Below are 25663 nucleotides of genomic sequence, written 5' to 3' on the forward strand. Positions count from 1 at the left end.
GCCCGTTAGCGGGTCGGTTTTTTTATACCCACTCCCCCTCCCCTGTCCCATACATCATGGGCAACATTCGCATTTTTTATTTAAGCAGCAAAAGTCCCAAGAGCTGTGGCTCCTTCCCTATAACCGCGTTTACGCAAATAGTAATCCATGCTATGAGCCGATGATTCATCTTTAAAAAGGGTTTCCGCATGAACGGATTGTTCCAATCTGCACTGGTGCTATGCATGATATGTCTTCTGACAGGGGTTTGTCCCCTTTCGGCACGGGCCGCAGAAGAACCCATTTTGATCGCATCCATCTTTGCCCATACGGGATTGGCATCCGAGGAAAATTCGCCCAACTATCTCATGGCGAGACTGGCTGCCAAGGCTGTCAACGAGCAGGGAGGTGTATTGGGACGACCAATCAAACTCATGGAAATAGATAACAAGAGCACGGCAATAGGCTCTTATCAGGCTGCCAGAAAGGCGGTGGAGATGAAAGTATCTGCTGTTGTGGGACCGTCCTGAAGTTCACATGCCATGATCATGGCCCCTGTTCTTCAAACCGCCGGTATTCCCATGGTGGGCGCTACGACGACTGCTCCACGCGTCACAGAGGTCGGCAACTATATTTTCCGGGCTTGCTATACCAATAGCACCCAGGCTGAAGCGCTGGCCCAGTTCGCAACAGACGATCTCTCGGCCCGAACAGCAGCCATTATGGTCATTGCAGGCGATGAATACAGCGAAGACCTTGCAGCGGTCTTCCAAAAAGCGTTTCGCGAATTGGGAGGCAGAGTTCTGTTGAAGGAATCCTACCTGCTCAGTTCCATGGATTTTTCGCAACAACTGGCAACGATAAGAGAAGCGGCCCCTGACCTTGTTTTCACTCCCGGATTTGCTCGGGATTCAGGGATGATATTGGTACAGGCCCGAAAAATGGGACTTGCCATGCCTTTTCTTGGCGGAGATGGATGGACAGCTCTTGAACAGTATCCGTACATCGGCGAGTTGAAGGGAGAAAACTATTACGTTTCCCATTGGCATCCGTCCGACGAATCTTCGGCAAGCAAGGCCTTTGTGGCTTACATCCAAAAAGAGCTCGGCCCGGCAGCCATGCAGCACATCGATGCAGGCAACCCTCTGGCATACGACGCCCTTTCGTTGATTGTCGACGCCATTCGACGGGCTGGTTCAAGTCATCCCGACGCCATCAGGGACGCTTTGGAGCAAACGGAGAACTTTCCCGGCGTGACCGGCAATATCACCTTCGGAGGACTCCGCAACCCAAGAAAATCAATCGTTATTTTGAGTATTTCTGGAAAGAAAAATCTCTTTGTAAAAAAGATATCGCCACGACAATGACCAGCTTATCTTCAAAGATCCAAAACACATTGCTGGCGACCATGCTCGCCATAACCGCTATTTTTCTGGCTATCGGCATCCCTATTCAGGTGACAATGACCCAGAACAGCACGGACCTTATCTGCTTTTCGCTGGATGCCATTGCCCGACGCGACAACGACAATCTGGCCAACGAACTCTTTGAAAACCGGAACGCCGCCATCACCCTGCGGCTCAACGAGATACTCCATACACACAAGGTATTGGGAGTGGCGCTGTACGATGAACAAGGGCATTTGCTGGAATTTGCCATCGATGGACTCACCCCCCCGGCCAGACTGGCGGAGCCAAAATATCCCCATGACCGCCACTACTGTCAGACTGCCGAAAACGGCCTGATTTTCGTCAAACCCATTCGAGCCATGGGATCGTCGCTGGGCTGGCTGTGGATTGCCTATGACATGAGCGCAATAAACCGCCAGATTGCCATCTACTATTTGTTTTTCGGCGGCCTGCTGTCCCTTTCAATCGGCTGCATGTTCGTCCTGGTCCGCTGGCGCACCAGAAAATTCATCATCGCTCCATTACAGGAGTTGGTATCCGTCATGGAGGACACTCGCGCCGGAGCATCACTCCCGCATGCAACGCTCACCAATCCGGCTGATGAAGTTGCCCGTCTGTACAAGACATTTAACGACATGTCTCAACGCCTCTATGCCTCCTATACGGAACTGAACCACAAAAACGCACAATTGCAGACAGTACTTGAAGAAAAGGAAAGAAAAGCACTGGAGCTTGAAGAGAGCGAGGCCCGCTTTCGAACGATTGTCAGCCAGGCACCCGTGGGGATTCTGCTATTCGACAATGAGGGCACCATCGTAGAAATCAATGAACATTTTGCCGACATAATGGGTGCTCCAGGCATGGAGCATATCCTTGGCATCAATATGATTCGGGATGTTCAGGACAAGGGCGTGGTTGAATGTGTCCGGGAGGCCATAGAAACCGGCAGCGCATTTTACGAAAACTACTACACCTCCATCAGCGGTCGGAAAACCGTCTACGTTCGGGTCAACCTTCTGCGAATCAACAAGGACCTGCTGTGTGGTGTATTCGAGGATTTAACCAAGCAGCGAGAGATGCTCAAAGCCCTGACCGAAAGCGAAAAAAGCCTCGCCAGTCTCAACAAAAGCCTGGAAGATACGGTACAGGAACGAACAAAAGAGCTGACCAGACAGACGAATGATCTGAAGAAGGCCAACATTCGACTCAAGGAACTGGATACGCTGAAAACATCGTTTCTCTCGTCAGTTTCCCACGAACTGCGCACTCCCCTCACGTCCATCCTCGGCTTCGCCAAAATCACCCTGAAACAGTTCAAGCGTCATATCCACCCGTTTATCGTCGACTCGACAAGCGCCATGACCAAGGCCGAGGCCATTGAGAGTAACCTGACCATCATAGGTCGAGAGGGCGAACGGCTGTCACGGCTGGTCAACGACGTACTCGACATGGCCCGTATCGAATCAGGACGAATGCCATGGAATGACGCCCTCACCAGCCCCACCCAGGTGGTGGAAAACGTCATTTCCGCAGCTTCCGGCGATTTCCAGAATAGCAAGATCAGCCTGAAGACCGATATACAACCCGCCATGCCGGACATCGTCATCGATCCTGACAAGCTGTTTCAGGTTATCCGCAATCTCCTGCATAACGCCATGAAGTTTACTGAAGAAGGAAGCGTCACGGTCACTGCACGCAATCTCGTTGAGGAAGACGTCATCGAAATCCGTGTTCAGGATACAGGGGCGGGCATTGCTCCGGCGGATATCGATTCCATTTTCGACAAGTTCCACCAGATAGCCAATACATCCGACGAACTGGCAAAGCCCAAAGGCTCAGGACTGGGGTTGTCCATATCCCGCCAGATAGTGGAGCATTATCGCGGTACCATCTGGGTCGAATCCACTCCTGGACAGGGGGCTACATTCATAGTCCACCTTCCGGTCCGGTAGAATATCAGAGCGATATTATTCATTTGCAATCATCAAGTTGCACCTTTTCGGAAGAATAGAATTAAATCACCGTACAGATATAATACCCACGAACTTTATTGTGGGCTACGTTAGTATGCAAACTCCACAGGCAGCTTTGATTAAACTGCAACAGAGGTAGAAATGCTGAACAATACTAGCGTGAAAATGAAGACCATCATGACAGCTCTTGCCGGCCCCCTCCTGATCGCCTTGATCATGGGGACGATGGAAATCATGACTATCGACAAGAAAGCGGAAGAAATCATACTCAAGCAAAGCAGGGCCATCGTGCTCATGGCGGAAGCGGCACGGGAAGAAATGAGCGCCAAGCTCGATTCCGGTGTCATTCGCCCTCTGGAGGAAATTCCCGAGGACAAGATTCTTGATGCCGTTCCGGTCATCGTAGCCATTCGCATGGCCATGCAGAACGCGGACAAGGCAGGGTACTCATTCCGTGTCCCCAAGGTTTCACCACGTAACCCGGACAACACCCCCACTCCCCTGGAAGGGAAGGTCCTCGCCGAGATGAAAGAGACCAACAAGGATGAAATTACCATCTACGGTGAAAATAACATTCGCTATTTCAAAGCCATTCGGCTGACCAAGGAGTGTCTGTACTGTCACGGTGATCCCGCAGGAGAAAAGGATGTGACCGGCGGGACCAAGGAAGGCTGGAAAGTCGGTGAAATTCACGGCGCCTTCGAGATTATCAGCTCGTTGGATGCGGCCAAGAAGGAAACCATGAACGCCGCCATATCCGTTTCGTTGTGGACAGCACTGATTCTGGCAATCATCGCCGGATTGGTGACCTGGATCATGCGATCAACGGTTGTCCTGCCCCTCCTGAAAATCACCACACTCACCGAGTCCATGTCACAGGGACGTTTTTCCGGCGGAATCCCCAAGCCTTCCAATGATGAAATAGGTAAGGTTGGCAAGGCATTGAACATCATGATCAGCAGCCTGTCGTCGGTCATCAGAACCGTTTCGCAGGCTGCGGAAGCCGTCCACTCCAGCAGTAGCGAGTTATCGGAAGCTGCCGATAACGTAGCTGATGGTGCTGCATTCCAGGCTGCGCAGGTCGAAGAAGTCTCTGCCAGCATGGAAAGTATCGCCGACAGCATCAGGAGCAATGCCAAGAATCTGGAATCCACCAGAGAAATAGCCGTTCAGGCCGCCAAAAACGCCGAAGAGAGCGGCGAAGCGGTCCGAGCCGGACTCAGTGCGCTCAAGGAAATCGCCGGGCGCGTTCAGGTCATCGAAGAAATTGCAAGACAAACCAACCTTCTCGCACTCAATGCCGCCATTGAAGCGGCCCGCGCCGGTGAACACGGCAAGGGGTTCGCGGTTGTGGCATCCGAGGTACGCAAGCTGGCCGAACGAAGCGGAAACGCCGCCCTTGAGATCATTAACATCTCCGAGTCAAGCGGAGAGGTTGCAGACAGAGCCGGTAATCAACTGGCAAGACTCGTCCCGGAAATTCAGCGTACAGCAGAGTTGATCGAAGAAATTGCCGAGGCAAGCTCTGCTCAGGATTCCAATGCCCGTCAGGTCAATGAATCCATACAGAATCTTGGTGAAGTCATTCATCGCAATGCAACGGCAGCCGAGGAGATTGCCTCCACAACGCAATCGCTGACATCCAAGGCCAAGGAGCTAACCGACGCAACAGACTTCTTCGATGTTGATGGCGAGCCCGTGCTCGCAATAGGCGAGCTATGTGATAACGAGCTTGCAGATAAGTAACCCTCGCAGCAGAGGTGGAGCGTGGCAATGGAGGTCGGAGCAGATTTTTTTTGATGCTTCGACCTCCTATCTTTAATAAGAACCATAATTACAGCATACTACAATACAAAACCCATCCAATGGATTTACCCTTGGGCATCCGGGCGAGTCAGGCTATGCTTTCACCATGACATGGAAAACAACACACCTTCTCCCCTGCGTCCTGTTGTGGATTTTGGTCTGCTCAGCCCCCGTGCTGGCAGAGGATGGCCGCACGCAGGTGCTCTACCTCAACTCCTATCAGAATGGGTATGCGTGGTCTGATCACATACTGGAAGGGATTCGTTCAGCATTTCGTGACAGCCAGTATGTTGTGGATCTGCAAGTCGAATATATGGATGCCAAAAAGCATCCCGAGCCCGAAAACAGAGAGATTCTGAGGCAGCTGTTCGAGAGTAAATTCCGCTCCACCAAGTTTGATGCCATCATCTGCTCCGACAACGACGCATTCCAGTTCATGCTGGCTCACCATGACCGGTTGTTTCCGTCGGTTCCGGTCATTTTCTGCGGTGTCAACGATTTCGACCCGCAACAACTGGCCGCCCATGACCTCTTTACTGGGGTCGTGGAAGAACTCGACATCAGCTATAATCTGGACCTTGCCCTGACTATCAATCCCGAGAAGAAACGGGTTGTGGTAGTCAGCGACTCTTCTCTCAGTTCCAGCGCCATTGTCGCTCAGATCAAAAAAGCCATGCCTGACTTTGATCACCGCTTGTCGTTTGATTTTTGGGAAAATCTGCCGCTGGACGAACTGTTGGAGAAAAGCCGATCCATGCCCGAAGACAGCTTTCTCTTCTTTGTCCCCTTTTATATCGAGCGAGGGGGTAAGTATCTTTCTGCCGCCGATGTGGTTGAAGCCCTGTACGCCAATGCCAATGTCCCCATTTACGGAGCGTGGAGCTTCCTGCTGGGACACGGCATAGTGGGCGGACGACTGCTGGACGGAAGAACCCATGGCAAGGCGACAGCTGGGATGGTCCTCGACATACTGGATGGTAAACCTGTTCCCAACCTGCTCACCACGGCTGACGAAGAATCCCCGATCACCTTTGACTGGAAGGTACTTGAACGCTTCGAGCTCACCCATGCTTCGCTGCCGGAAAACGCCGTATTCATCAATCAGCCGGAACCCACCTATCGCTTTGAAAAAGGTGTTGTCTGGACCGCACTGGCTCTGCTTTTCCTGCTGACCGCATTCACGGTCTTCCTGGTTGCCAGCCGAACCCGCGCCATTCGTGCAGAACAGGAGCTGGCCCTGTCGCGCAAGATGCTCAGATCGATCATCGACACCATGCCGCAGCTCATCTACTGGAAAGATCTGAACAGCCGATTCGTCGGTGCCAACCGTCGATTCGCGGATTTCTTCAATCTGTCGGATGCCGAGTCGGTCCAGGGCAAGAGCAACCGCGATCTGCTCAAGGGGGAGTCCATTTCACGCGAGGGCGAACGGCTGGACCAGAAGGTCATTGAAAGCAACGCACCTGTACTCCACGAAATCATCGACCATGACGGGCCGAGCGAGCAGGATGTCATTTTCGAAATCAACAAGGTACCCCTCCACGATGACAACGGGCAAGTCACCGGCATTCTCACGACAGCCGAAGACATCACGGCCCGCGTTCAACTGGAGCGCCAACTCATGCAGTCCCAGAAACTTGAGGCCATCGGCACGTTCGTCGGCGGGATTGCGCACGATTTCAACAACCTGCTGACAACGATCATCAACTCCACAGAGCTGGCGCTCATGGACGCCAACGGCCCTGTTGCCGAAGACGTACATCGTGCCAAGGCCGCCGCAGAGCATGGCAGTCGACTGGTCGGGCAAATTCTGACCTATGCCCGCCCTTCCAATGAAGGCACCGTGCTTGTGGCCCCGTCCGCTCCGGTGAACGAAGCACTGGACCTGATCAGCCACATGCTGCCCGACAATATCCAGTTGCATGTGACCATCCCTGCAGACCTCGGCACCGGCATGGCCGATCCAGCCCATTTGCAGCAAATCCTCATGAACCTGTGTACCAACAGTATCCACGCCATGCGCGCCCAGGGCGGCGAACTCCACGTATCAATGGACGTAGTTGCTCCGGAGGGTGCGGACAGGTCTCTCTGGTTGCGGGTGCATGATACTGGTCCCGGCATTCCCGACACAGTAATGGAGCGTATCTTCGACCCCTTCTTCACCACCAAGGACAAGCAGGAAGGAACCGGCCTCGGGCTGGCCATCGTACATGGCATCGTGCAGGTTCATGGAGGCGACATCTCCCTGTCCAGCCAACCGGGGGAAACGATCTTCGAAATCCACCTTCCCTTCCCTGCCGGTCAGGGAGAAGAAATTGGGAGAGCTTTGGCAGATACCAACGGCATTGAACATATCCTGTTCGTGGAAGACGATCCCGAGCAATTGAATCTCATCCCCCGCTCATTGCGCCGCATGGGATATACGGTGACAACGGCGGCAGGTGGGCAGGAAGCCCTTGATCTGGTCATGGGGGGTGCGGTGTTTGATATCGTCGTCACCGACTTTGATATGCCAGGCCACAACGGTGTGGAGCTGAGTCGTACGTTGCACCAGCTACACCCGCAGTGGCCGGTGATTCTGGTATCCGGCGGGAGGGATGCCCTCTCTGCGGCCCAAGGTGAGCGCGGGATTGCGCAAATCGTGGTGAAACCGTATACGGGCTCCTCGCTGGCAGCGGCCATCCGCGAAACGTTAGGCCAGACCAGCGTGAAGGAAGAAGCACAAGAATGGCAAATATACTGATCATAGACGACGACACCCGGCTCAACCAGACCCTGATCCGTATCATGGAGCGCATGGGCCATCATGCTGATGGCGCGCACACCCTTGCGGCGGCACGGGAGCTGTTGTCTACCAATCAGTATTCACTGGTCTTTCTTGATGTGCGCCTGCCTGACGGCAACGGGCTGGAGGCACTGCCCAAGGTGCTGGAGCAACCGTGCAGGCCCGAAGTGGTCATCCTGACCGGCAACGGCGACCCTGACGGAGCGGAACTCGCCATTCAAGGCGGTGCGTGGGACTATCTGCTCAAGCCATCTTCGGTCAAACAGACCATGCTCTGCGTCGAGCGTGCCCTGAAATATCATGACCGGAAAACCCAGGCGCCGCCCGCAGAGAGTCTGGACCTCAGCCGCATTGTGGGCCTGAGTCCCAAGATGGAAATCTGCTACGAGCAGATCGGCTTGGCGGCCCGTTCGGCGACCAACGTGTTGATCACCGGGGAAACCGGCACCGGAAAGGAACTGGTAGCCCAAACCATTCATGCCAACAGCAAACGCAAGCACGGTAATTTCGTTCCCGTGGACTGTGCATCCCTGAACAAGGGGCTGGTGGAAAGCACGCTGTTCGGGCACAAGCGCGGCACCTTTACCGGAGCAGATCAGGATCGCAAGGGCCTTGTCCGCGTGGCCGACAAGGGGACCCTGTTTCTTGATGAAGTGGGCGACATGGACCTGCCGATCCAGAAAACTTTTTTGCGCGTGCTTCAGGAACGACGATTTCGTCCGGTTGGTGAAACGCGAGAGATCGAGAGCGATTTCCGCCTCATTGCAGCCACCAACCGCAACCTCGATGAGGATGTGGAACAGGAACGTTTCCGCAAGGACTTGCTCTACCGCCTCAAGACCATCCATATCCAGTTGCCCCCATTGCGGGAAAGGGACGGCGACATCCGGCTGCTGGCCCTGTTTCGCATCAACCAGCTCAATCGCGAATATGAGCGCACCATAACGCTTGCGCCCGAGACATTCGAGGCGCTCTCCGCCTATAACTGGCCCGGGAATATCCGTGAGCTCTTCGCGGCCATGGAAACCGCGTTCTTCAAGGCCGAAGGTATGTCGCAGATCATTCCGCGCCACCTCCCGGCCCGTATGCGTGTGGCTGCTACCCGTGCACAGGTGGAAAGCAGCGCACCGACGCAGGAATCGACTGAATCCGCTCCACTGACCTCGGGCATGAGCGCTGTCCAGAACCACACCACCCTCAAGGATTACAAGCAGGAAATGGAACGCCATTATCTTGAGGAGCTGTGCACACACGCCGACGGCAACATGAAGTTAATGGTTGAAATATCCGGCTGTTCCCAGTCGCACCTTTATTCACTACTCAAGAAGGCAGGGATATCCCTCAAGTGATTCCTGATTTTTCTGAAAAATCAAAAAACACACCTAATACATAATAAAGACTGACTTTTTACAACAAGTCAGTCTTTTCTTTTTCTATCCACCGGCGCAACAGTGCTGCCTCAAATCAGATAAAGTGCATAATTTTAGACACTTAAACACAGGGCGACATTTTTCTGATTTTCCAGAAAAGAAATCGTCTGTCTGTAATAACAGACACCTCTTATTCAAGTTAAATGCTTGAAATTAAAGCAGATTAATTTGGCACGATACTTGGTAATAGCACGTCGGACCTCAGAGCGCCTCTCCACGAAGCCCGCAAACTTCATACGGGAGGCGACGGGTGGCGTCCCGTGCTCACCTCCTTGTCCACGGGACGCCACTCCGATCAGCCAATAATGGCGTGTCGGTTGGGTTGCGAACGTCCGGTACGGAAGCCCGATACGCTATTACATAAACACCAGCACTGGAGACTCTATGTCCATCTTTGCACTCGCACTTCTGGCGCTGGCGCCTATAGTGCTCGTTCTTGTTCTTATGGTCGGCATGCGGTGGCCCGCCACCAAAGCGATGCCACTGACCTGGCTCGTGGCCGCCTGTCTGGCGGCAGCGGTCTGGAAAATGGACCCCATGCTCATCGCCGCCTCCACACTCAGCGGCTTTGGCAGCGCCATCAACGTTCTGATCATCGTTTTCGGCGCTATCCTCATTCTCTACACCCTTCGTGAATCCGGGGCCATGGAGACCATCAGCGCCGGTTTCTACGGCATTTCGGCAGACCGCCGGATTCAGACCATTATCATTGCCTTCATGTTCGGCGCCTTCATTGAAGGATCGGCCGGATTCGGCACGCCTGCGGCCATTGCCGCGCCGCTGCTGCTCGGACTGGGATTCCCGGCCATGGCCGCTGTGGTCGTCTGTCTGGTTCTCAACAGCTTCCCGGTCACCTTCGGTGCTGTTGGAACACCTGTCTGGTTTGGGCTGAAAAACCTGCGCCAGCAAGTGAATCAGGATACCATTGAAGGCGTCAGCGGACTCGGCACCGCCGGTTTCGACATCTTCCTTCAGCACATCGCGCAATGGTCCACCCTGCTCCATGCGGTCATGATCTACATGCTGCCGCTGCTCACGGTCTGTTTCCTGACCGGCGTGTTCGGCAAAAACAAATCATGGCGTGAAGGCCTGGGCGTCTGGAAGTTTTCCTTCTTCGCTTCCACCGTCTTCTTCGTGCCTTACGCAGCCACAGCCTTTGCCTTTGGTGAAGAATTCCCGGCCCTGCTAGGCGGACTGGCCGGACTGGCCATCATCATCTTCGCTGCACAGCGCGGATTCCTGCTGCCCAAGGAAGACTGGGACTTTGCCGACAGAGATCAGTGGAGCGCCGACTGGGTTGGTTCCATCCCCTCCGGCACGTCTGACCTCAAACAACACATGAGCCAGTTTCAGGCATGGCTGCCTTACTTCCTGATTGCCGGATTGCTGGTTCTCACTCGCCTCAGCTCACTGCCCTTCAAAGAGATGCTCAACTCAGTGGCATTCAGCTGGAACAGCATTCTCGGGTATGACACCGTTAATTTCACCATGAAGCCCCTCTACCTGCCGGGTATCATTCCCTTCACGCTGGTCGCCATCCTGACCGCTTTCCTGCACCGCATGGAAGTCGGCAAGGTCACCAAGGCGTGGGGCGATGCATTCAAGGCGCTGAAGAATCCGACCATTGCGATGTTTTTTGCCGTTGCCATGGTTGAAATCTTCAAGCAGTCCGGCAACAACCCTCAGCAGTACCTCTCCATGCCCCTGACCATGGCCGATGCCTCGGCAGCCATGGTGGGTGATGTGTGGCCCGCCTTCGCCGCTTTTGTCGGCGCGCTCGGCTCCTTCATCACCGGGTCCGCAACGGTCTCAAACCTCCTGTTTGCGGAATTCCAGTACGGCGTGGCCTCCACCATCCACATGAACCCCGAAGTCATCGTCGCCCTCCAGGCGGTCGGCGGCGCCATGGGCAACATGATCTGCGTGCACAACATCGTGGCCGCGTCCGCCACAGTCGGCCTCATCGGGATGGAAGGGATGATCCTCAGGCGCACCTTCCCGCCGCTGCTGGCATACGGTGCCACCGTTGGTCTGGCAGGCGCACTGCTCATTTTCGTCATCCTCTAGCTGAACGAGTCCCGCAAGGGATTCACCAAAGAAAACCCCCTGACCATCAAATGGTCAGGGGGTTTTCTTTTACATCTGTTCTGTCCGCATCAACTACGGCTGCAGACTATGTACTTCCATTATCCGAGAGAAGCGCGGGCTTCCTTGACTCGTGCAATGACGTAGTCCTTGATTTCCGGCTCTTCCACATCAAAACAATGACCGTCTTCACCCAGCAGGCCGCCGGGAACAATGTCGCCCAACTCCTCGGGATCAGTGATCAGGTCACCGTAAAAACACACCGACAGCCAGCGATCAGACGGATCGTCATCAATGACATCCACCATGACAAACAGCGGGCGCTTGGTTTCCGATGCCTTCATACCACGCATGGAGTAGGTGATGCCGGGACGGGCATTGAACTGTATTTGCGTGTCATCCATGGTTTCAAGCAATGCCTTGAGTTCCACGAACACATCTTTCACCTGGGCCGGATCTTCGGTCCACTGCGCGACAAAATCATTGAGTTCCATTGATCGTATTCCTTGTATCGGGCTGACTTCGGGCAGGGATGCCTGCCGATGCAGATATGAAACAGTTCCCGAAGAGGCTACTCTTCGGGAACTGGTATAATTAGCCTTTCTTGACGACAGAAGTCTTGAGCATCATGGAGCCAAAACCCGGGATCTTGCAGGCAATATCATGAATTCCGTCTTCTGGTTCGACCAGACGGATGTTCTTGACCTTGGTTCCTTTCTTGATGGCCTGGGATGCGCCCTTGACCTTGAGGTCCTGCATGACGATGACAGTATCACCATCCACAAGAACATTGCCATTGACGTCCTTGTAGACTTTTTCAGCCGTGTCCTCTGCCTGAAACTCATGGCTGCACTCGGGACAAATCAGAATGCTGCCGTCAGAATATACGTACTCGGAGCCACACTCCGGGCAATTCGGCAAGTTTTCCATAACTCTCCAACCTGTGGTTTATAGGAATTGATTATGCAGAGCAGGAGACTCCACCAAAATGCCGCATTGATCAAGTGGTTATTCATTTATGGCCGTTAACCGGCAAACGCCTGTACCATATCCTTCCTGATCGCTTCCACGATCGATTCCATACCAGCATGGTTGATAGTAATCGCGGATTTTCGTTCATCGCACGACATCTCATATGCATTGGGATGGGGTTTACCTGTTGTCAAAAACAGAAAACGGTGAGTATCCCTCAAGCTCTTGAAAACCCTTTGATTCTGCTGGAGCCTGTTTGCCGACATATTGCCATCCGAAACCAGAATAACATTACGCATCAGGTCATCGACAAAGGTGACCTTTTTGTTTTCCTCTTTGGAATACTTGTTGGGGAGATTCCTCTGTTGACCGCGCAACCCCAAAACCAGATCACGATTCTTGGCAACACCCTCATCCTGGTTACGATTCCAGCCAATGTCCTGCTTTATCTCTATGATGGAAAAAACCACATCATCCTTGACTAGCGCGATATCAGGCTGACCCCTCTTCCGCCCTTGTGTGAAGCACTGGTTCACATATATTTCCACATCCTTGAATTTGTCGGCAAAGTAGTCGGCAAACAAATCTTCAGTGGCGCTGGATATACAACTGCTTGTACCCCTGACAATCCTTTTGCTCGCATAGTGTGGGCTGCGTGCTTCCTCATACAAATCAATAATACGGTGAACCAATTGCTCTTCTGTCATTTTCTTCTCCAAATCAGATTCAAAGTACTCCCCCGTCAACACGAATAAAACGGTTTTCCAATATGCTATTTACGATTGACTGGCAATCTTCAATTCAGGACAGGCTGCTAGCATTTGCCATTCGAGATCACGGCATGATGAATGAGCGAAATATCAAACAGAAAAAGGACACCAGCCATCAGGCCGGTGTCCTTGTTATTCACACTCGTTGCGGTGACAGGTGCACCGCTCTACTTCGACTAACGACTATGCCTGCTTGAGCTTGGTAATAAGACCGTCCAGCTCTGTAGTCATGCCCGCCAGCTCGTTGATGGCCTGACTGGAGTCGGCCATGATGTTTGCGGTTTCATTGGAGATACGGTTGACTTCATCCACGGAACGGCTGATCTGCTCGCTGACCGAGGACTGCTCCTCGGAAGCGGTGGCAATGATGCTGACGCGATCCGCAGTGGTATGCACGATGGATACAATCTCATCCAGAGATTCACCGGCATCCTCTGCCAGAGAAGAGCTTCGAGTCACCGCATCAGCCGCCAGATCCATGCTGTCTATGCTGTTGCGGGTCCCATTCTGGATCATGCCCACGTACTCTTCGACGTCCTTGGTGGCATCGATGGTCTTTTCAGCCAGTTTGCGAACCTCGTCGGCAACAACGGCGAATCCACGTCCGGCGTCACCGGCGCGGGCTGCCTCGATGGCTGCATTGAGCGCCAACAGGTTGGTCTGGTCGGCAATGTCATTGATCACTTCCATGATCTTGCCAATGCCATCGGCTTTCTGGCCAAGCCCTGCAAGCAGTCCCTTCACTTCATCGGTCCGGGTATTCACTTCATTGATGGCTTCAACCAGCGAAGAGACCACCTCGGATCCCTGTCTGGCCTGCTCGCGGGCGCCTTCTGCTCTTTCCGCAGCCAACGATGCATTTCTCGCCACTTCCAGCACCGAAACATTCATCTGCTCCATGGCCGTGGCAACTTCCGAAGCCATCTCGCTCTGAGAGCCAGCGCCTTCACTTGCACTGTGGACCTGACTGGAAAGCGCATCGGAAGACGACGTAATCCGATTGACGATTCCCTCAAGGGCCTCGGCTGCCTGCAGCATACCATCACGCTTGGCGGATTCTGCAGCGTTCTTGGCTTCCTCGGCTTCCTGGGTCGCAATCTTTGCGGCTTCGGCCTGCTCTCCTGCTTCTCGGGTCTTTTGCTCGGCGGTTTCGATCATCTCCACAAGGTTGGCGATCATCTTGCGCAAACCATCGGCCAAGAGACCAATTTCGTCCTTCTGGTGGATGTCGACATCCGTTTGCAGGTCGCCCTCTGCCACGGCTTCGGCCGAAGCAACAATCCGCTTCAACGGACGAACGATATTGCCAGCCACAAAGAAGATAATCAGGCCGATGATGATCAGTGCAACCGTTCCCATGGCTGCATTGATAAACATGATGGCACGGGCTTCCTGCGTCACGCTGTCCATGGGGACGTTGACGCCGAACATCCACTTCACGCCGGTTCCGGCCAACTCAAACGGAACAAAAATATAGAATGTATCCTTACCGGTGACTGCCGAGGTGGAGCGAAACTGTAAATCCGAACCTTGCTTAATGGCTTCAGCCAGTTTCTCTTCCATGGCCCCATCAAAAAAATTGAAAACATCATCACCGATAATTTCAGACTTGGGATGAGCGATCATTTTCCCCTGATCACTGATCACAAACCCGTACCCGGAACCAAACAACGAAGCATCGCTGACGATATCCTGCATGCCATCCAAAATGATATCGGCCCCGGCAACGCCGAATACCTCATTCTTTCCAATGAGCGGCACGCTGACACTGACCCTCATGAGGTCCCTGCCATTCCAGTTCACCTTTGTAGGCGCTGTAAGGTAGTTTTGCTGGGTTTCAAAAGGCACACGGTAGAAATCACCTGCTTCGCCTTCTTCCGCATAACCTTTGACGGCCTCTCCCACTATTTCGCCATCCTTGCGAAACCAGCGGGGAATGAACCGGCCTGTTTCGTCGTGCATGGGTTCGTCGGCAAACGCTCCATCCACTCCTTCGAACCCATTCTTTTTCCAGACCATCCAGATGCCGTCCAGATGCGGGCTGTTGCGGATAATCGCCTTCATCATGCTTGTGGCCTGATCACGCGCAAAGAAGCCGGAGACCTCCTTGGCGCCACCCATCAAGGATGCCAGAGTTCGCGCACTCTCCATCGCCTTATCTACGGATACACCGATCTGCATGCCGTATTCCCGAGCCTCAGCCGTAGCCAGTTTCTCGGCGTCCAGTTTGAACGTTTCGATCATGCGCATGCCGGTAATCGTCATAGTTGCTACAAAGACAATCACCACCGCCGTACAGATCGGAATAAGAATCTTATTCCGCATGCTCATATTCTTAAACAAAACCAACCCCCATTAGTTTTTTTCGCAATAACAATTGGCCTTTCAGTGAGTTGCGCCAACCCGGTCAAGACCAAGGCGCAATTCTTATCACAAAAGTGTGACAAGCAAAACCAGAACAGATATATAGAATTATATCAAGAGTTTATTGAGCACTGATTGTCGTTTTATGCACAGCCAACAATCTGCTGGCTGTGGAAGGTCTGCAATACAGGGCAGAAGAATATCGTTCTTATATGTGAAGCAGATGATTCACTGCATGATCACAGGGAAATCCGGGGATTCATTCCAGTACGATATCAAGGTTGGCGAGCAGGGATGTTGCTTCAGGCAAGGAAAAGACGGTTTTCCCGAGGCGGTTGGACTCTGCCTTGATGAAGTAATTTCGGGAAGTGGCAAAGTTGGCGAATCGTAAGTCCGTTTGATGGAACTGACATTGCGAAAGGTCGCAATCATCAAAAACGGTGTGATTCAATTTGGTATTGGAGAACGTGGACCCTGACAGGTCGCAGGAGGTGAATTGCTTTTTAGTGAGGTTCATATTCATGAACACGTTGTCTCGCATGATGCACCCCTCGACAGTTGCCGCCACAAAGCCAAGGATACGACTCCAATCAAGGCCAACCATTTTGGAGTCCACAAAACGCACATCGGATAAAATCGGGCGAAGGAATTCAACCAAAGACAGATTGCACTGAATGAATTCGCAATCATCAAAGACACAGTCGACAAATCGGCAGGATTGGAAACTGCAATTTCGGAAAACACACAGGGTGAAGGATACTTCTTCTATATCCTCATCGCAAACAAGCTGGTCATACACAGCCCCCTCACACACATCACCCGCTTCCCAAATCATGCTTCCTCACTATTTTGATTAATACCCACAATGCACCACCAAAACGGGACGACCATAAAAGCAATCAACCAAGGATTCCAGTAAAACCGCACTTTTCATAGGAAGCCCTGCTCAATTCAATCCTGCGACTCTACTCAAACCCGCAAACGCCAAGGATAGTCTCGACAACTTGTCCTGGCCGCCCGCACTCTCCTGCCGGTTGAACTGCACTTTGCAGAGGCTGAAACCAAATAAAGCATATTATTATTCACATATCCGGTTCACTATAGTAACTGAGTGGCACATCTCTACAAAATCATAGTGATATTTCTCCAATAAGGGGACCTTTTCAAAGGAGGGCACTGGTTCAGCGAACACCACTCCTTATTTGACTTCGAACACCTTCTCAAAACAAAGGTACCGCCATCTTGCAAAGTAAAAAACAGAACTGTATCTCGCTCATACGATCAAATATGGCTTCATGGATTAAGGCGGCACGGCTCCCTTCACAGACATACATTTTTCTCCCTCTTTTGCTTGGCGAAGCTGTCGCTTTGAATCATGGGAGTGGGTTTAGCATATCGCGGTTTGTGACAGTTCATCTGTTTGGTCTTGCCATTCAATTGTATATTGTCTTTGCCAATGACTACGCCGATCAGGAAACAGACCGGAACAATGTCACGTTCACTCCCTTCTCGGGCGGATCGCGCGTACTCGTCGATGGGGACTTGACGCCTTTTCAAATCCTGAAGGCGGCCAGACTCATGGCGCTGACAAGTATCGGACTGGGCATGATACTCGGCGTGATGGCAGGATCGATCGTCCCGATCATCATGGCCGTACTTGGTGTCTTGTTGCTGTTTTTGTACAGCTATCGACCAGTGCAGCTCTCATACAAAGGAGGCGGCGAACTGCTCCAGATGATTGGAGTTGGCATTGTCCTGCCTGTCATGGGCTACACGGCTTTTTCCGGCAGATTGGATTCGTTTCCGTGGGAAATATTGTTTGTTGTTCTACCAACGCAACTTGCCTGTGCAATCGGAACAGCTGAACCCGATGAACCTTCGGATCGTGCGGACCAAAAGAAAACCATCCCGGTCCTGCTTGGGCCCTTGTCTCGAAAGTTGGTTGTATCGCTGCACAGCCTCACCGCACTGCAAATCATCTGGCTGTTCACCCCTGCTCCAGTGGACGGTCTTTTGTTGTTGGTTCTTCTTGTTGCGTCTGTCATCGGGCAACTCTTCTTTATGAGAAGCAAAGCGGGTGATGTCGGAGTTCTGGCATTCACTTTTCTTTCCATCCTGTCCACACTGACGAGCATGGGGATTCTTTGCCTGTTCTTTTGGCCATAAAAAAAGCCGCTGTCTGATGACAGCGGCTCGTATTCGATACCAATAGTTTCTTAACCGCCGAACCAACCGGGAGCGATTACTTCAAGCGCCTTGGTGTAATGCACCCTCAGATCCTGTAGCTTGCCACCAATAATCTGTTCCTGATCGCTCAGACTCGAAGGGCAGGTGCCTTGCATCTGTTCAGCAATTGCTTCGATTTCCTTCACGGTCGACTTGATAAGGATGATTTCATCCTTCAGATCATCGGTCTTTTCGGCTGCCAGAATATCATAAAGGCGGGCCTTCCATGTGTTCAGTTCCATTTCCAAGCCCTTACAATAGTGGGCTACTGCTTCTTCCTTTCCAGCTTCAGTGGGGCAGCCATCAATTCCCATACAACTCGGACACGGGCCTGGGTAATCCATATTAGGCATAGTGATTCTCCATTTGGGTAAGGGTTATTATTATAGTTTCTATAACACAATTCTGCGTTTACTGTGAAGCTATTCTCATTTCATTAACCCCAAAAAATAAAGGGGCTGTACCAGATAACTAGCCCATATGTCTTCTAACCCACTGTTTCAGTTGTTTAAACTGGCTTCGCGGATTGCTGTTATTAAAACGCCACTCGCATTCCTTTAAAAACAGAGAAAAATGCTTGGTTGGAATGCCGTTGAATTTCCTCATATGGCGTTTGGCCTGGTTCCAAAAATTCTCGATTCCATTGATGTGGTTGTGGCTATCTGCAAACAGCTTCGAGTGGTTGATTCGGAAGTGTTTGAACGCTGACACATCAAGGACATTGTAGCCATACCAGCAGTCCGAGTAAACCACACTGTCTGGCTGGATTCTTTCCTGAATAATGGGAAGCAAGGTTTTACCTTTCGCATCAGGAATCACCTGTGTATAGACCTTCCCGCCCCTTTTAAGGATTCCAAAAACAGGAACCTTACCAGCCGCCCCACGTCCTCTTTTGCCCTTTCGCTTGCCACCGAAGTAGCTCTCATCGACCTCAAATTCGCCAAAATCCATCCCTTCACAGGACTCTTCTACCGCTATGATTTCCCGGAGCCGGTGAAAGTAATAGGCGGCTGTTTTGACGTTCACACCAACCAGATCGGCAGCGCAACGAGCTGTCGTGCCAGCCACAAAATGTTCGATTAAACGAAGCTGCTTGTCCTTGCTCAAACGACTTTTTCGCATTGCCATACCGATAACCCAAAGGAGTTATCTGGTACAGCCCCAAAATAAAACGGCCAGCTATCCACCAGAAATATCATCCGATATCAGGATGCATGGAGGGATCGGGAGCAAAGCGTTCGAGCAAAAAGCATCGGGAAACAATACAAAAAAAAGGGTTCATCCGGCTAAAGCGTACTTCGCTTCGTGAATTCCCATGATCCTGAGCTTGAAGAACTCGGTATCCCGATATCCGTAGGCTTGTCGTTTCAGCGTCTTGATCTTGTTGTTGGTTCCCTCGATTGGGCCTGATGAGATGGGATGGTCGTAATAGGCAAGAATGCCGAAACGATACGAGGCAAGCGTCCTCGCCATGATCTGCAAAGGGCGTATCTCCGAGGCTTCGGCTCTGGCGATCCAGTCGTTGATGACTTTCTCTGCCGTCGCCTTGTTCGGCTGGGACCAGAGTTGCCGCAAATCCTCTTTCAGATAGTAGGCTGTCGCCAGAGGTTTGTTCAGCCGCAACGCTTCATCCAAGCGCTCCTTTTCATCACGGCTTTCATCCAGATTTTCGGGGTTTTTCAGAAGAATCCATCGAGTTCCTTTGACCGCTTTCCTTTCAAGTGGCGAGGTGAGTTCCCGAAAGAGCTGGCGGCGGATCTGCGTGATTTTCTCGTTCATCAGCTTGACCACATGAAACCGGTCAAACACGATAGCCGCATTCGGCAAGTTCTCCATGACAGCGCTGATGTAGCCTGCGTTCATGTCCGTCGCCACAGCCGCAATCTTGGCTTTTGTCTTCTTGAGACGTTCCCAAAACGGGGTAAGCGTTTCTCGACTTCGTCCTTCACCAACAAAGACGACTGCGCCACTTTCGAGGTCCATGACCAGCGTGAGGTACTTTTGCCCTTTACGGACGCTGATTTCGTCGATGGCGATATACTTGATCTTTCCCAGGCTGGGACTTGAGAAACGGCGAAACAGATAGCGCTTGAAGATTGATTTGATGGTGTCCCAACCGACGCCCAGCAGATCGGCAACATCCTGAATCGTCATCTTTTTTGCCAAGGCGAGAGCATATCGCTCAAAGGCTTTCGTATACCAGCGCCTGGACTCGGCGATCTGAATGTCGATCAAACGAATGACGCCGCAATTGCGACATCCTACCCGTTGGACGGGAATGACCAGCCAGACGGGCTTGAAACCGATGGGCACAGTCTGAACCCATCTTTCGGCAAAGCCGTGGCGAATGATGTTTCTGGAATGGCAGCAAGGACAACGAATCAAGTCATCCTTGGGCTGCACTTTCAGGATGATGTTGCCTGCGATGAAATCCTGCCGAACGTAGTCGTAGCCTCGCAGGCCGAACGCGTGGTAGATGAAACTCGTGGACATGGTGATTACTCCTCCCGCTGGTTGGTGATGCTTCCAACGGTTGGACGCCATGTCCTTTCATTTTGTCAAAAGTACGCTTTAGCCGGATGAACCAAAAAAAGCCCCTCTCAAGCAGAATTGACTGCTGGAGAGAGGCACCCAGAGACCCAATAGATATTTCTACCGCGTATACAAAATCAGACAGGCTAAAACCATTTCCCATTCGAGAGGTTGAAACTCGCGACTTCCACTATGGGAAACCCAACTATTCAGGTCGTTCCATCACAACCGTGGCATACCCGGCAGGATTTACCTCACCCGCTTTGACCTCCTTGAAACCAAAGCTGTCATAGAGCTTACGGGCAGAGATAGACTCAGCCATGTCTTCACTAAAGGTCGTCACTTGCACTGGATCTCCCTCACCCAATCGCTCCAATGCGGCAGCGACCAACATCGCCCCGGCACCGTTGCCACGGGACTTCTCAGTCACAGCCAGCCAGAGGATTGTCCTCGATTCAGAATCGATAACGCATGCTCCAATGACTTGAGAATACGGCTTGTCGACAACACAAATCACCTGGCCGTTTTTGATAGCGCCTTTGACTCCCTCAACAAAGTCGGGGTTATCAACCATGGGCCCAAAAAGCGGCTCCACTTCTCGCGCAAGCCCCAGAAACGGCTCCAAATCGCTCTCCACTGCTAAACGAACTGACACCATATCGCCTCCCATGCCCCAAAAGTGCAACATTCCAAAAGAAAAAGCCCTTACAATTGAATGTAAGGGCTTGATCTTTAGTGGCGGAGCCGACGAGACTCGAACTCGCGGCCTCCGGCGTGACAGGCCGGCGTTATAACCAGCTTAACTACGGCTCCGCACTTATAATATTGGAGTGTTAAGCAACTCCATATTTCAAAGATGGTGGGCGCTACAGGGCTCGAACCTGTGACCCTCGCCTTGTAAGGGCGATGCTCTCCCAGCTGAGCTAAGCGCCCGCAGGAAGAGTGTCTTTAGCTTGGCTTCCAGTCTGTTGTCAACATCTTTTTGTCACTTAAGTTGTCGACCTGGTTGCCAGACGCCTTCCGCGTTCAGCGAAAGGCATACTGCCCAGACTCCCTCTGTTTGTCAACGACTTTTGTAACTTTTTTTTCGCTATCGTAAACACTTGCTATTTATAACTATTTTGAGGCCATCATAACGCGTTTCCCTTTGCGAGATAACCAACAAAGGGGGAGACCTCGAAAATATAGCCCAACAGGGGTTGTTCCTTTGACGAAAGAAACACTCTGACCGGTAAGAAGCTGCTCAATTAATTTGGGATCATCGACATTTAGCGCATCGTTTTCCGAGCATGCATCAAGCGACGGCAACAAGACACGAGCCATGCCGTCCGGACGGAACTTGGTACGTTCCCCTTTTCCGGCTATTTTTCCCAACAATGCTCCCTGCCACCTTACGGATGATGGAACCCTCGACAGCGCCTCTTCATGCAGAAAATACACCTTGCCGCCAAAGTCGTAGGCTTGCCCGGGAGGCAACTTGCCAAGGTCAAGGCCATCGGCCCCATTCAATCTGTCGAGTCGTACTCGACGCCCCGGAAGCACTATTTTTTGCTCACCATCGCTCGAATCTGCGCTGTCTTCTCCCTTTTTACGGAAGCGCGCCAAAAAGAAACCTTGCCCGGCAGAGCGTTCGTCCACCCGCAAAACGCCTTCCATACCAGGAAGCATGGGGTCACCAAAGACAAAACCCGGAGGGGGTGTCAATGGCTCAAGTTCTAGGTCAAGCTCGGAAAGGGCCCACTGAACCTGTTCTTCGTTCTCTTCTATATTAGTAGTACACGTGGAGTACAAAACGGTTCCGCCTGCCGTGAGCAAGTCCGTCGCCTTTTTCAGGAGCGTCTTTTGCAATGAAACAAGCGGCGCAGTCTTTGACTCGGACCACAATTCCATGACCTTGGGATTTTTATCCACGGTCCCCCATCCACTACAGGGTGGATCGAGCTGGATATAATCCCATGACGCATCAGCAAAAGGGAGGTCCTGGGCCATGGATCGTGCCGTGGCCGTATTAACCGAACCGGTTCGCCGCAGGTTGGCACGGAGTGTCCCAAGCCTGTCAGGAGATGGTTCGGAGCCGAAGACAAAGCCGTTTCGCCCGACCAGGCGTGACAGCAGGCTTGTCTTGCTACCGGGAGCAGAACACATATCGAGAACCGCCGCACCTTCGGGAGGCGCGAGCAACAATGGCGGCAGCATGGAGGATCGATCTTGAATGTATATACGCCCGAACCGCGCAGCAATGCTCTCTCCCAGAGGGAACGGCTCGTGGGTCAACTTGCGGGCCATGGGGTAAAACGGCTCCGGCTCAAACGAAAATCCCTGTGCAGCAAGAAGCGCTTCGACTGTGCCGACGGATTTTTCATCACACACAAGACGAAACGTACGAAAATGGTTTGTCATGAACGCTCAATACCGCCTTGCTTTGACGGAGGCAACCGCTTAACTACTTTGCATACCGATACGGAAACTGTTACAAGACCTTCCCGCGCGCATGAAATCAGCGTGCGGACATAACGTCACTTATCCTTGATTAGGAGGAATACATGTTCAATAAACGATTTGCCGTGGCTCTGGCTGCTTTGGTGGCAGTAATCCTGTTTGCCGGTCCGGCACTGGCACAAACGGCGAAAAAGTACGCTGTCATGCCGTTCACGTACGCTGGCCCGAAGAAATATTCCTATTTCCCCAAGGCATTTCAGGCGAGCCTGAACAACGACCTGGAGTGGTCCGGGCGCGTTGTCCCGGCAGACGATAGCGTCGTCAACAATATCAAGGCACCCGAAAGCACCGGCGAGGCGATCAATTCCCTTCGTTCCTCCGGCCTCGATTACGTCATCACCGGCTCCATCGCCATCATAGACAAGTCGGCCAACCTCTCCATCAACGCCGTTGCAGCCGATGGCTCCACCTGGGAAAAAAGCTCGCAGATGGGCATTGATGAGATCACCCCCTGGCTCGATGAACAGAGCAAGGCCATTCAGGGCGACCTGTTCAAACGCCCAGGCTACAGCACAGCAGCCGCCATCAGCTCTCAGACCGACATTCAGGACGGAGTCGGCGAATCACCTGTTGAAGTCAACTCTGCCTTCATCAGCGCGGATGACCGCTACCAGACCGATACGCTCAACCCGCAGTTCCGTTACGAAGGCGGCACCGAAACCATTGGCAGATGGCGCAGCCAGACCCTCCGTTATTACTCCACAAGCATGGTGGTGGAAGATGCTGACGGCGACGGCAATAACGAAATCTTCATTCTGCACAGCAAAGGTATCGCCGCCTACCGTTACAATCAGGGTCAACTCAAGTTGCTGGACAACATGGACATGACCCCGAACACCAGCTTCATTCGTCTGGAAGCAACGGATCTGGACCGGGACAACGTCCCTGAGCTGATTGTTGCCAGCTATCAGATGATCTACAAAAAAGCCCAGCACGCTCCCGAAGGCAGAGTCCGTTCGCACGTCCTGAGCTTCAAGAACGGAAAATTCGAATATCTGGTGAAAGACTACAGGAAATTCCTCGGCGTACTGCGCATTCCGCCCATGTACTCGCCGATTCTCGTTGCCCAGGACAAAGGTTCCCGCGATTTCTTTGATCCAAAGATCGAGGAAGCCTACCTGAAGGATGGCGACATCGTAACCGGCAACCGTATCAGCCGCCCAGAATTCGCCAATATCTACAACATGGCCTACCTGCCCGACGGCATGGGCTTCAAATACGTTGTCATTGATGATTTCCACAAGATGCGCGTATACGGCCAGACCCTTGAGCAGTTGTCCATTACGGATATGGACACCTACAACACCTCCGGCATCGGTCTCGAATACAGCGAACGTCCGCTGGGACTTGGCGGTGGCTCAATGGACGAAATGATCAGCACGTACAACGTGCCGTTCCGCATGATCACTGCCCGCCTCAGCACAAAGGACAAGTACGAACTGCTCGTCAACAAGGACCTCTCCATCGCGTCGCAGGTCTTTGAGCGCTTCAAGTACTTCTCCCAGGGTGAGATTCACTCTCTGGTATGGGATGGCGTCGGCATGAACCTGGCCTGGAAGACCCGTCGCATCAAGGGACAGGTCTCTGACGTCTATCTTGCAGACATCAACAATGATGGCGAGAAGCAGTTATGCGTTCTGCTGAACACCTTCCCGGGTGGACTCGGATTCAAGAAACGCAAAACCGTCGTATTGGCTTACGACCTGAACATGTAATAAAAAAGCGGGCGGAGTGAGAGACCGCCCGCTTTTTCGATTCAACTGTCAAAAAGAGAGAGGACCGATGAAAAGACTGCTGACCGCCATGACCGTCCTGGCGCTCGTCTGCCTGACAAGTGCTGTCGCCATGGCCGGAACAACACTGACCTACGCCAACTTCCCGCCCGCGCAGACCTTCCCCTGTGTTCAGATGGAGCGCTGGAAAACTGAAGTGGAGAAACGCACCGAAGGCGCAGTCTCCGTCCAGACATTTCCCGGTTCCACTCTGCTCGGCCCCAAAAACATGATGCGTGGCGTCATGACCGGTCAGGCCGACATCGGTTGTCTGAGCCTTGCTTACTACCCCGGCGTCTACCCGGCCATGTCCGTGGTCAACCTGCCGGTGGCTTTCACTTCCACGGAAGTGGCATCCCTGGTCATGTGGGATATCTTTGTCAAATACCAGCCCAAGGAAATGAAGAACGTCAAGGTCCTGACCATGTTCACTTCGGCTCCTTCTCACGTCATGAGCAAAAAGCCGATCAAAACCCTGGCCGACCTCGAAGGTCTGGAGCTGCGCGCATCCGGCACCATTTTGCAGATTCTGCAGAATCTCGGCGCACAGGGAGTGGGCATGCCCATGTCCCAGACCCCCGAAGCATTGCAGAAAGGCGTGGTCAATGGACTGGTGTCCTCCTTTGACGTTCTCAAGGACATGAATTTCGCTGAAATCTGCCGCTACGAGACCATCACCAACCTGCCCGTCTATCCGTTTGCCGTTGTCATGAACAAGGCGCGGTTTGACTCTTTGCCCGAAGACGTCAAGAAGACCCTCGACGATCTCGGTCGCGAGCAGGCTGCATGGACCGGACGCTATCTGGACGACTACACCAGTCAGGCTCTTGCCTGGTCTAAAGAGAAATACCAGGTTGAAGTATTGGAACTGACCGACGCAGAACATGCCGAGATCAAGACCAAGAGCGCTGACCTGGTTGAAGCATGGAAAGAACAGGCCACCAAGGCTGGCTACGATGCCGACGCCCTGCTGGCTGACATGCTCGCTCTCAAGGCAAAATACGAAGCCGAAATCGGCAATTAACCGACAGCACAACACCCCTGTCTGTTCTGATGGGGGT

18 protein-coding genes, 2 tRNA genes and 1 pseudogene are annotated in these 25663 nt (G+C 52.6%); 9 read left to right on the forward strand and 12 right to left on the reverse strand.

The window, feature by feature from the left end; translation table 11 throughout:
• Positions 1–224 precede the first annotated feature (224 nt).
• From DPRO_RS06835 to DPRO_RS06860, 6 genes and pseudogenes are all read left to right on the forward strand, one after another.
• Positions 225–1346 (forward strand): annotated as a pseudogene (locus tag DPRO_RS06835) (ABC transporter substrate-binding protein).
• Complete coding sequence (locus DPRO_RS06840) at positions 1343–3340, forward strand: sensor histidine kinase (RefSeq protein WP_097011373.1); 1998 nt, start codon at positions 1343–1345, stop codon at positions 3338–3340. The pseudogene DPRO_RS06835 and the gene DPRO_RS06840 overlap by 4 nt, the downstream one beginning before the upstream one ends.
• Before the next feature lie 162 nt (positions 3341–3502).
• Positions 3503–5107, forward strand: coding sequence for a methyl-accepting chemotaxis protein (locus DPRO_RS06845; RefSeq protein ID WP_097011374.1), 1605 nt, complete (start codon positions 3503–3505; stop codon positions 5105–5107).
• 166 nt (positions 5108–5273) lie between these two features.
• Positions 5274–7910: a hybrid sensor histidine kinase/response regulator gene (locus DPRO_RS06850; protein ID WP_097011375.1), complete on the forward strand. Its 2637-nt coding sequence runs from the start codon at positions 5274–5276 to the stop codon at positions 7908–7910.
• Complete coding sequence (locus DPRO_RS06855; RefSeq protein WP_097011376.1) at positions 7895–9301, forward strand: sigma-54-dependent transcriptional regulator; 1407 nt, start codon at positions 7895–7897, stop codon at positions 9299–9301. Before DPRO_RS06850 ends, DPRO_RS06855 begins: the two co-directional genes overlap by 16 nt.
• Before the next feature lie 465 nt (positions 9302–9766).
• On the forward strand, positions 9767–11449 hold the full coding sequence (locus tag DPRO_RS06860; RefSeq protein WP_097011377.1) for an L-lactate permease: 1683 nt from the start codon (positions 9767–9769) through the stop codon (positions 11447–11449).
• Positions 11450–11568: 119 nt separating this feature from the next.
• Here the strand turns inward: DPRO_RS06860 and DPRO_RS06865 are convergent, their stop codons facing one another.
• From DPRO_RS06865 to DPRO_RS06885, 5 genes are all read right to left on the reverse strand, one after another.
• A complete protein-coding gene (locus tag DPRO_RS06865; protein WP_097011378.1) occupies positions 11569–11961 on the reverse strand; it encodes a hypothetical protein in 393 nt (130 codons plus the stop codon).
• 100 nt (positions 11962–12061) lie between these two features.
• Positions 12062–12397 (reverse strand): zinc ribbon domain-containing protein YjdM, encoded by a 336-nt coding sequence (locus tag DPRO_RS06870; RefSeq protein WP_097011379.1) that lies wholly within the window; start codon positions 12395–12397, stop codon positions 12062–12064.
• Between the two features lie 95 nt (positions 12398–12492).
• Positions 12493–13146, reverse strand: a complete 654-nt coding sequence (locus DPRO_RS06875; protein ID WP_097011380.1) for a hypothetical protein — start codon at positions 13144–13146, stop codon at positions 12493–12495.
• Positions 13147–13392: 246 nt separating this feature from the next.
• Positions 13393–15540: a methyl-accepting chemotaxis protein gene (locus DPRO_RS06880; RefSeq protein ID WP_097011381.1), complete on the reverse strand. Its 2148-nt coding sequence runs from the start codon at positions 15538–15540 to the stop codon at positions 13393–13395.
• A 292-nt stretch (positions 15541–15832) separates the two neighbouring features.
• Positions 15833–16408: a pentapeptide repeat-containing protein gene (locus DPRO_RS06885; protein WP_097011382.1), complete on the reverse strand. Its 576-nt coding sequence runs from the start codon at positions 16406–16408 to the stop codon at positions 15833–15835.
• A 452-nt stretch (positions 16409–16860) separates the two neighbouring features.
• On the opposite strand from DPRO_RS06885, the gene DPRO_RS06890 reads away from it, so the two are divergent.
• Positions 16861–17739, forward strand: coding sequence for a prenyltransferase (locus DPRO_RS06890; protein ID WP_097011383.1), 879 nt, complete (start codon positions 16861–16863; stop codon positions 17737–17739).
• A gap of 50 nt (positions 17740–17789) precedes the next feature.
• On the opposite strand, the gene DPRO_RS06895 is transcribed toward DPRO_RS06890, so the two are convergent.
• From DPRO_RS06895 to DPRO_RS06925, 7 genes are all read right to left on the reverse strand, one after another.
• Complete coding sequence (locus DPRO_RS06895) at positions 17790–18152, reverse strand: hypothetical protein (RefSeq protein WP_097011384.1); 363 nt, start codon at positions 18150–18152, stop codon at positions 17790–17792.
• Between the two features lie 118 nt (positions 18153–18270).
• Entirely contained in the window at positions 18271–18921 is a 651-nt protein-coding gene (locus DPRO_RS06900; protein ID WP_097012874.1) for an IS1595 family transposase, read from the reverse strand.
• A gap of 156 nt (positions 18922–19077) precedes the next feature.
• A complete protein-coding gene (locus tag DPRO_RS06905; protein ID WP_097010316.1) occupies positions 19078–20292 on the reverse strand; it encodes an ISL3 family transposase in 1215 nt (404 codons plus the stop codon).
• 244 nt (positions 20293–20536) lie between these two features.
• Positions 20537–20989, reverse strand: a complete 453-nt coding sequence (locus DPRO_RS06910; RefSeq protein ID WP_162291153.1) for a GNAT family N-acetyltransferase — start codon at positions 20987–20989, stop codon at positions 20537–20539.
• A 78-nt stretch (positions 20990–21067) separates the two neighbouring features.
• Positions 21068–21144: transfer RNA gene (locus DPRO_RS06915), tRNA-Asp, on the reverse strand.
• Between the two features lie 44 nt (positions 21145–21188).
• Positions 21189–21264: transfer RNA gene (locus DPRO_RS06920), tRNA-Val, on the reverse strand.
• A 183-nt stretch (positions 21265–21447) separates the two neighbouring features.
• Positions 21448–22731, reverse strand: a complete 1284-nt coding sequence (locus DPRO_RS06925; protein WP_097011386.1) for an RsmB/NOP family class I SAM-dependent RNA methyltransferase — start codon at positions 22729–22731, stop codon at positions 21448–21450.
• A 143-nt stretch (positions 22732–22874) separates the two neighbouring features.
• Here DPRO_RS06925 and DPRO_RS06930 point away from each other — a divergent pair, with 143 nt between their 5' ends.
• Positions 22875–24545 (forward strand): FG-GAP-like repeat-containing protein, encoded by a 1671-nt coding sequence (locus tag DPRO_RS06930; RefSeq protein ID WP_097011387.1) that lies wholly within the window; start codon positions 22875–22877, stop codon positions 24543–24545.
• A 67-nt stretch (positions 24546–24612) separates the two neighbouring features.
• A complete protein-coding gene (locus tag DPRO_RS06935; protein WP_097011388.1) occupies positions 24613–25626 on the forward strand; it encodes a TRAP transporter substrate-binding protein in 1014 nt (337 codons plus the stop codon).
• Positions 25627–25663: the final 37 nt, after the last annotated feature.

The sequence above is a fragment of the Pseudodesulfovibrio profundus genome, assembly GCF_900217235.1.
GTDB lineage: Bacteria > Desulfobacterota > Desulfovibrionia > Desulfovibrionales > Desulfovibrionaceae > Pseudodesulfovibrio > Pseudodesulfovibrio profundus.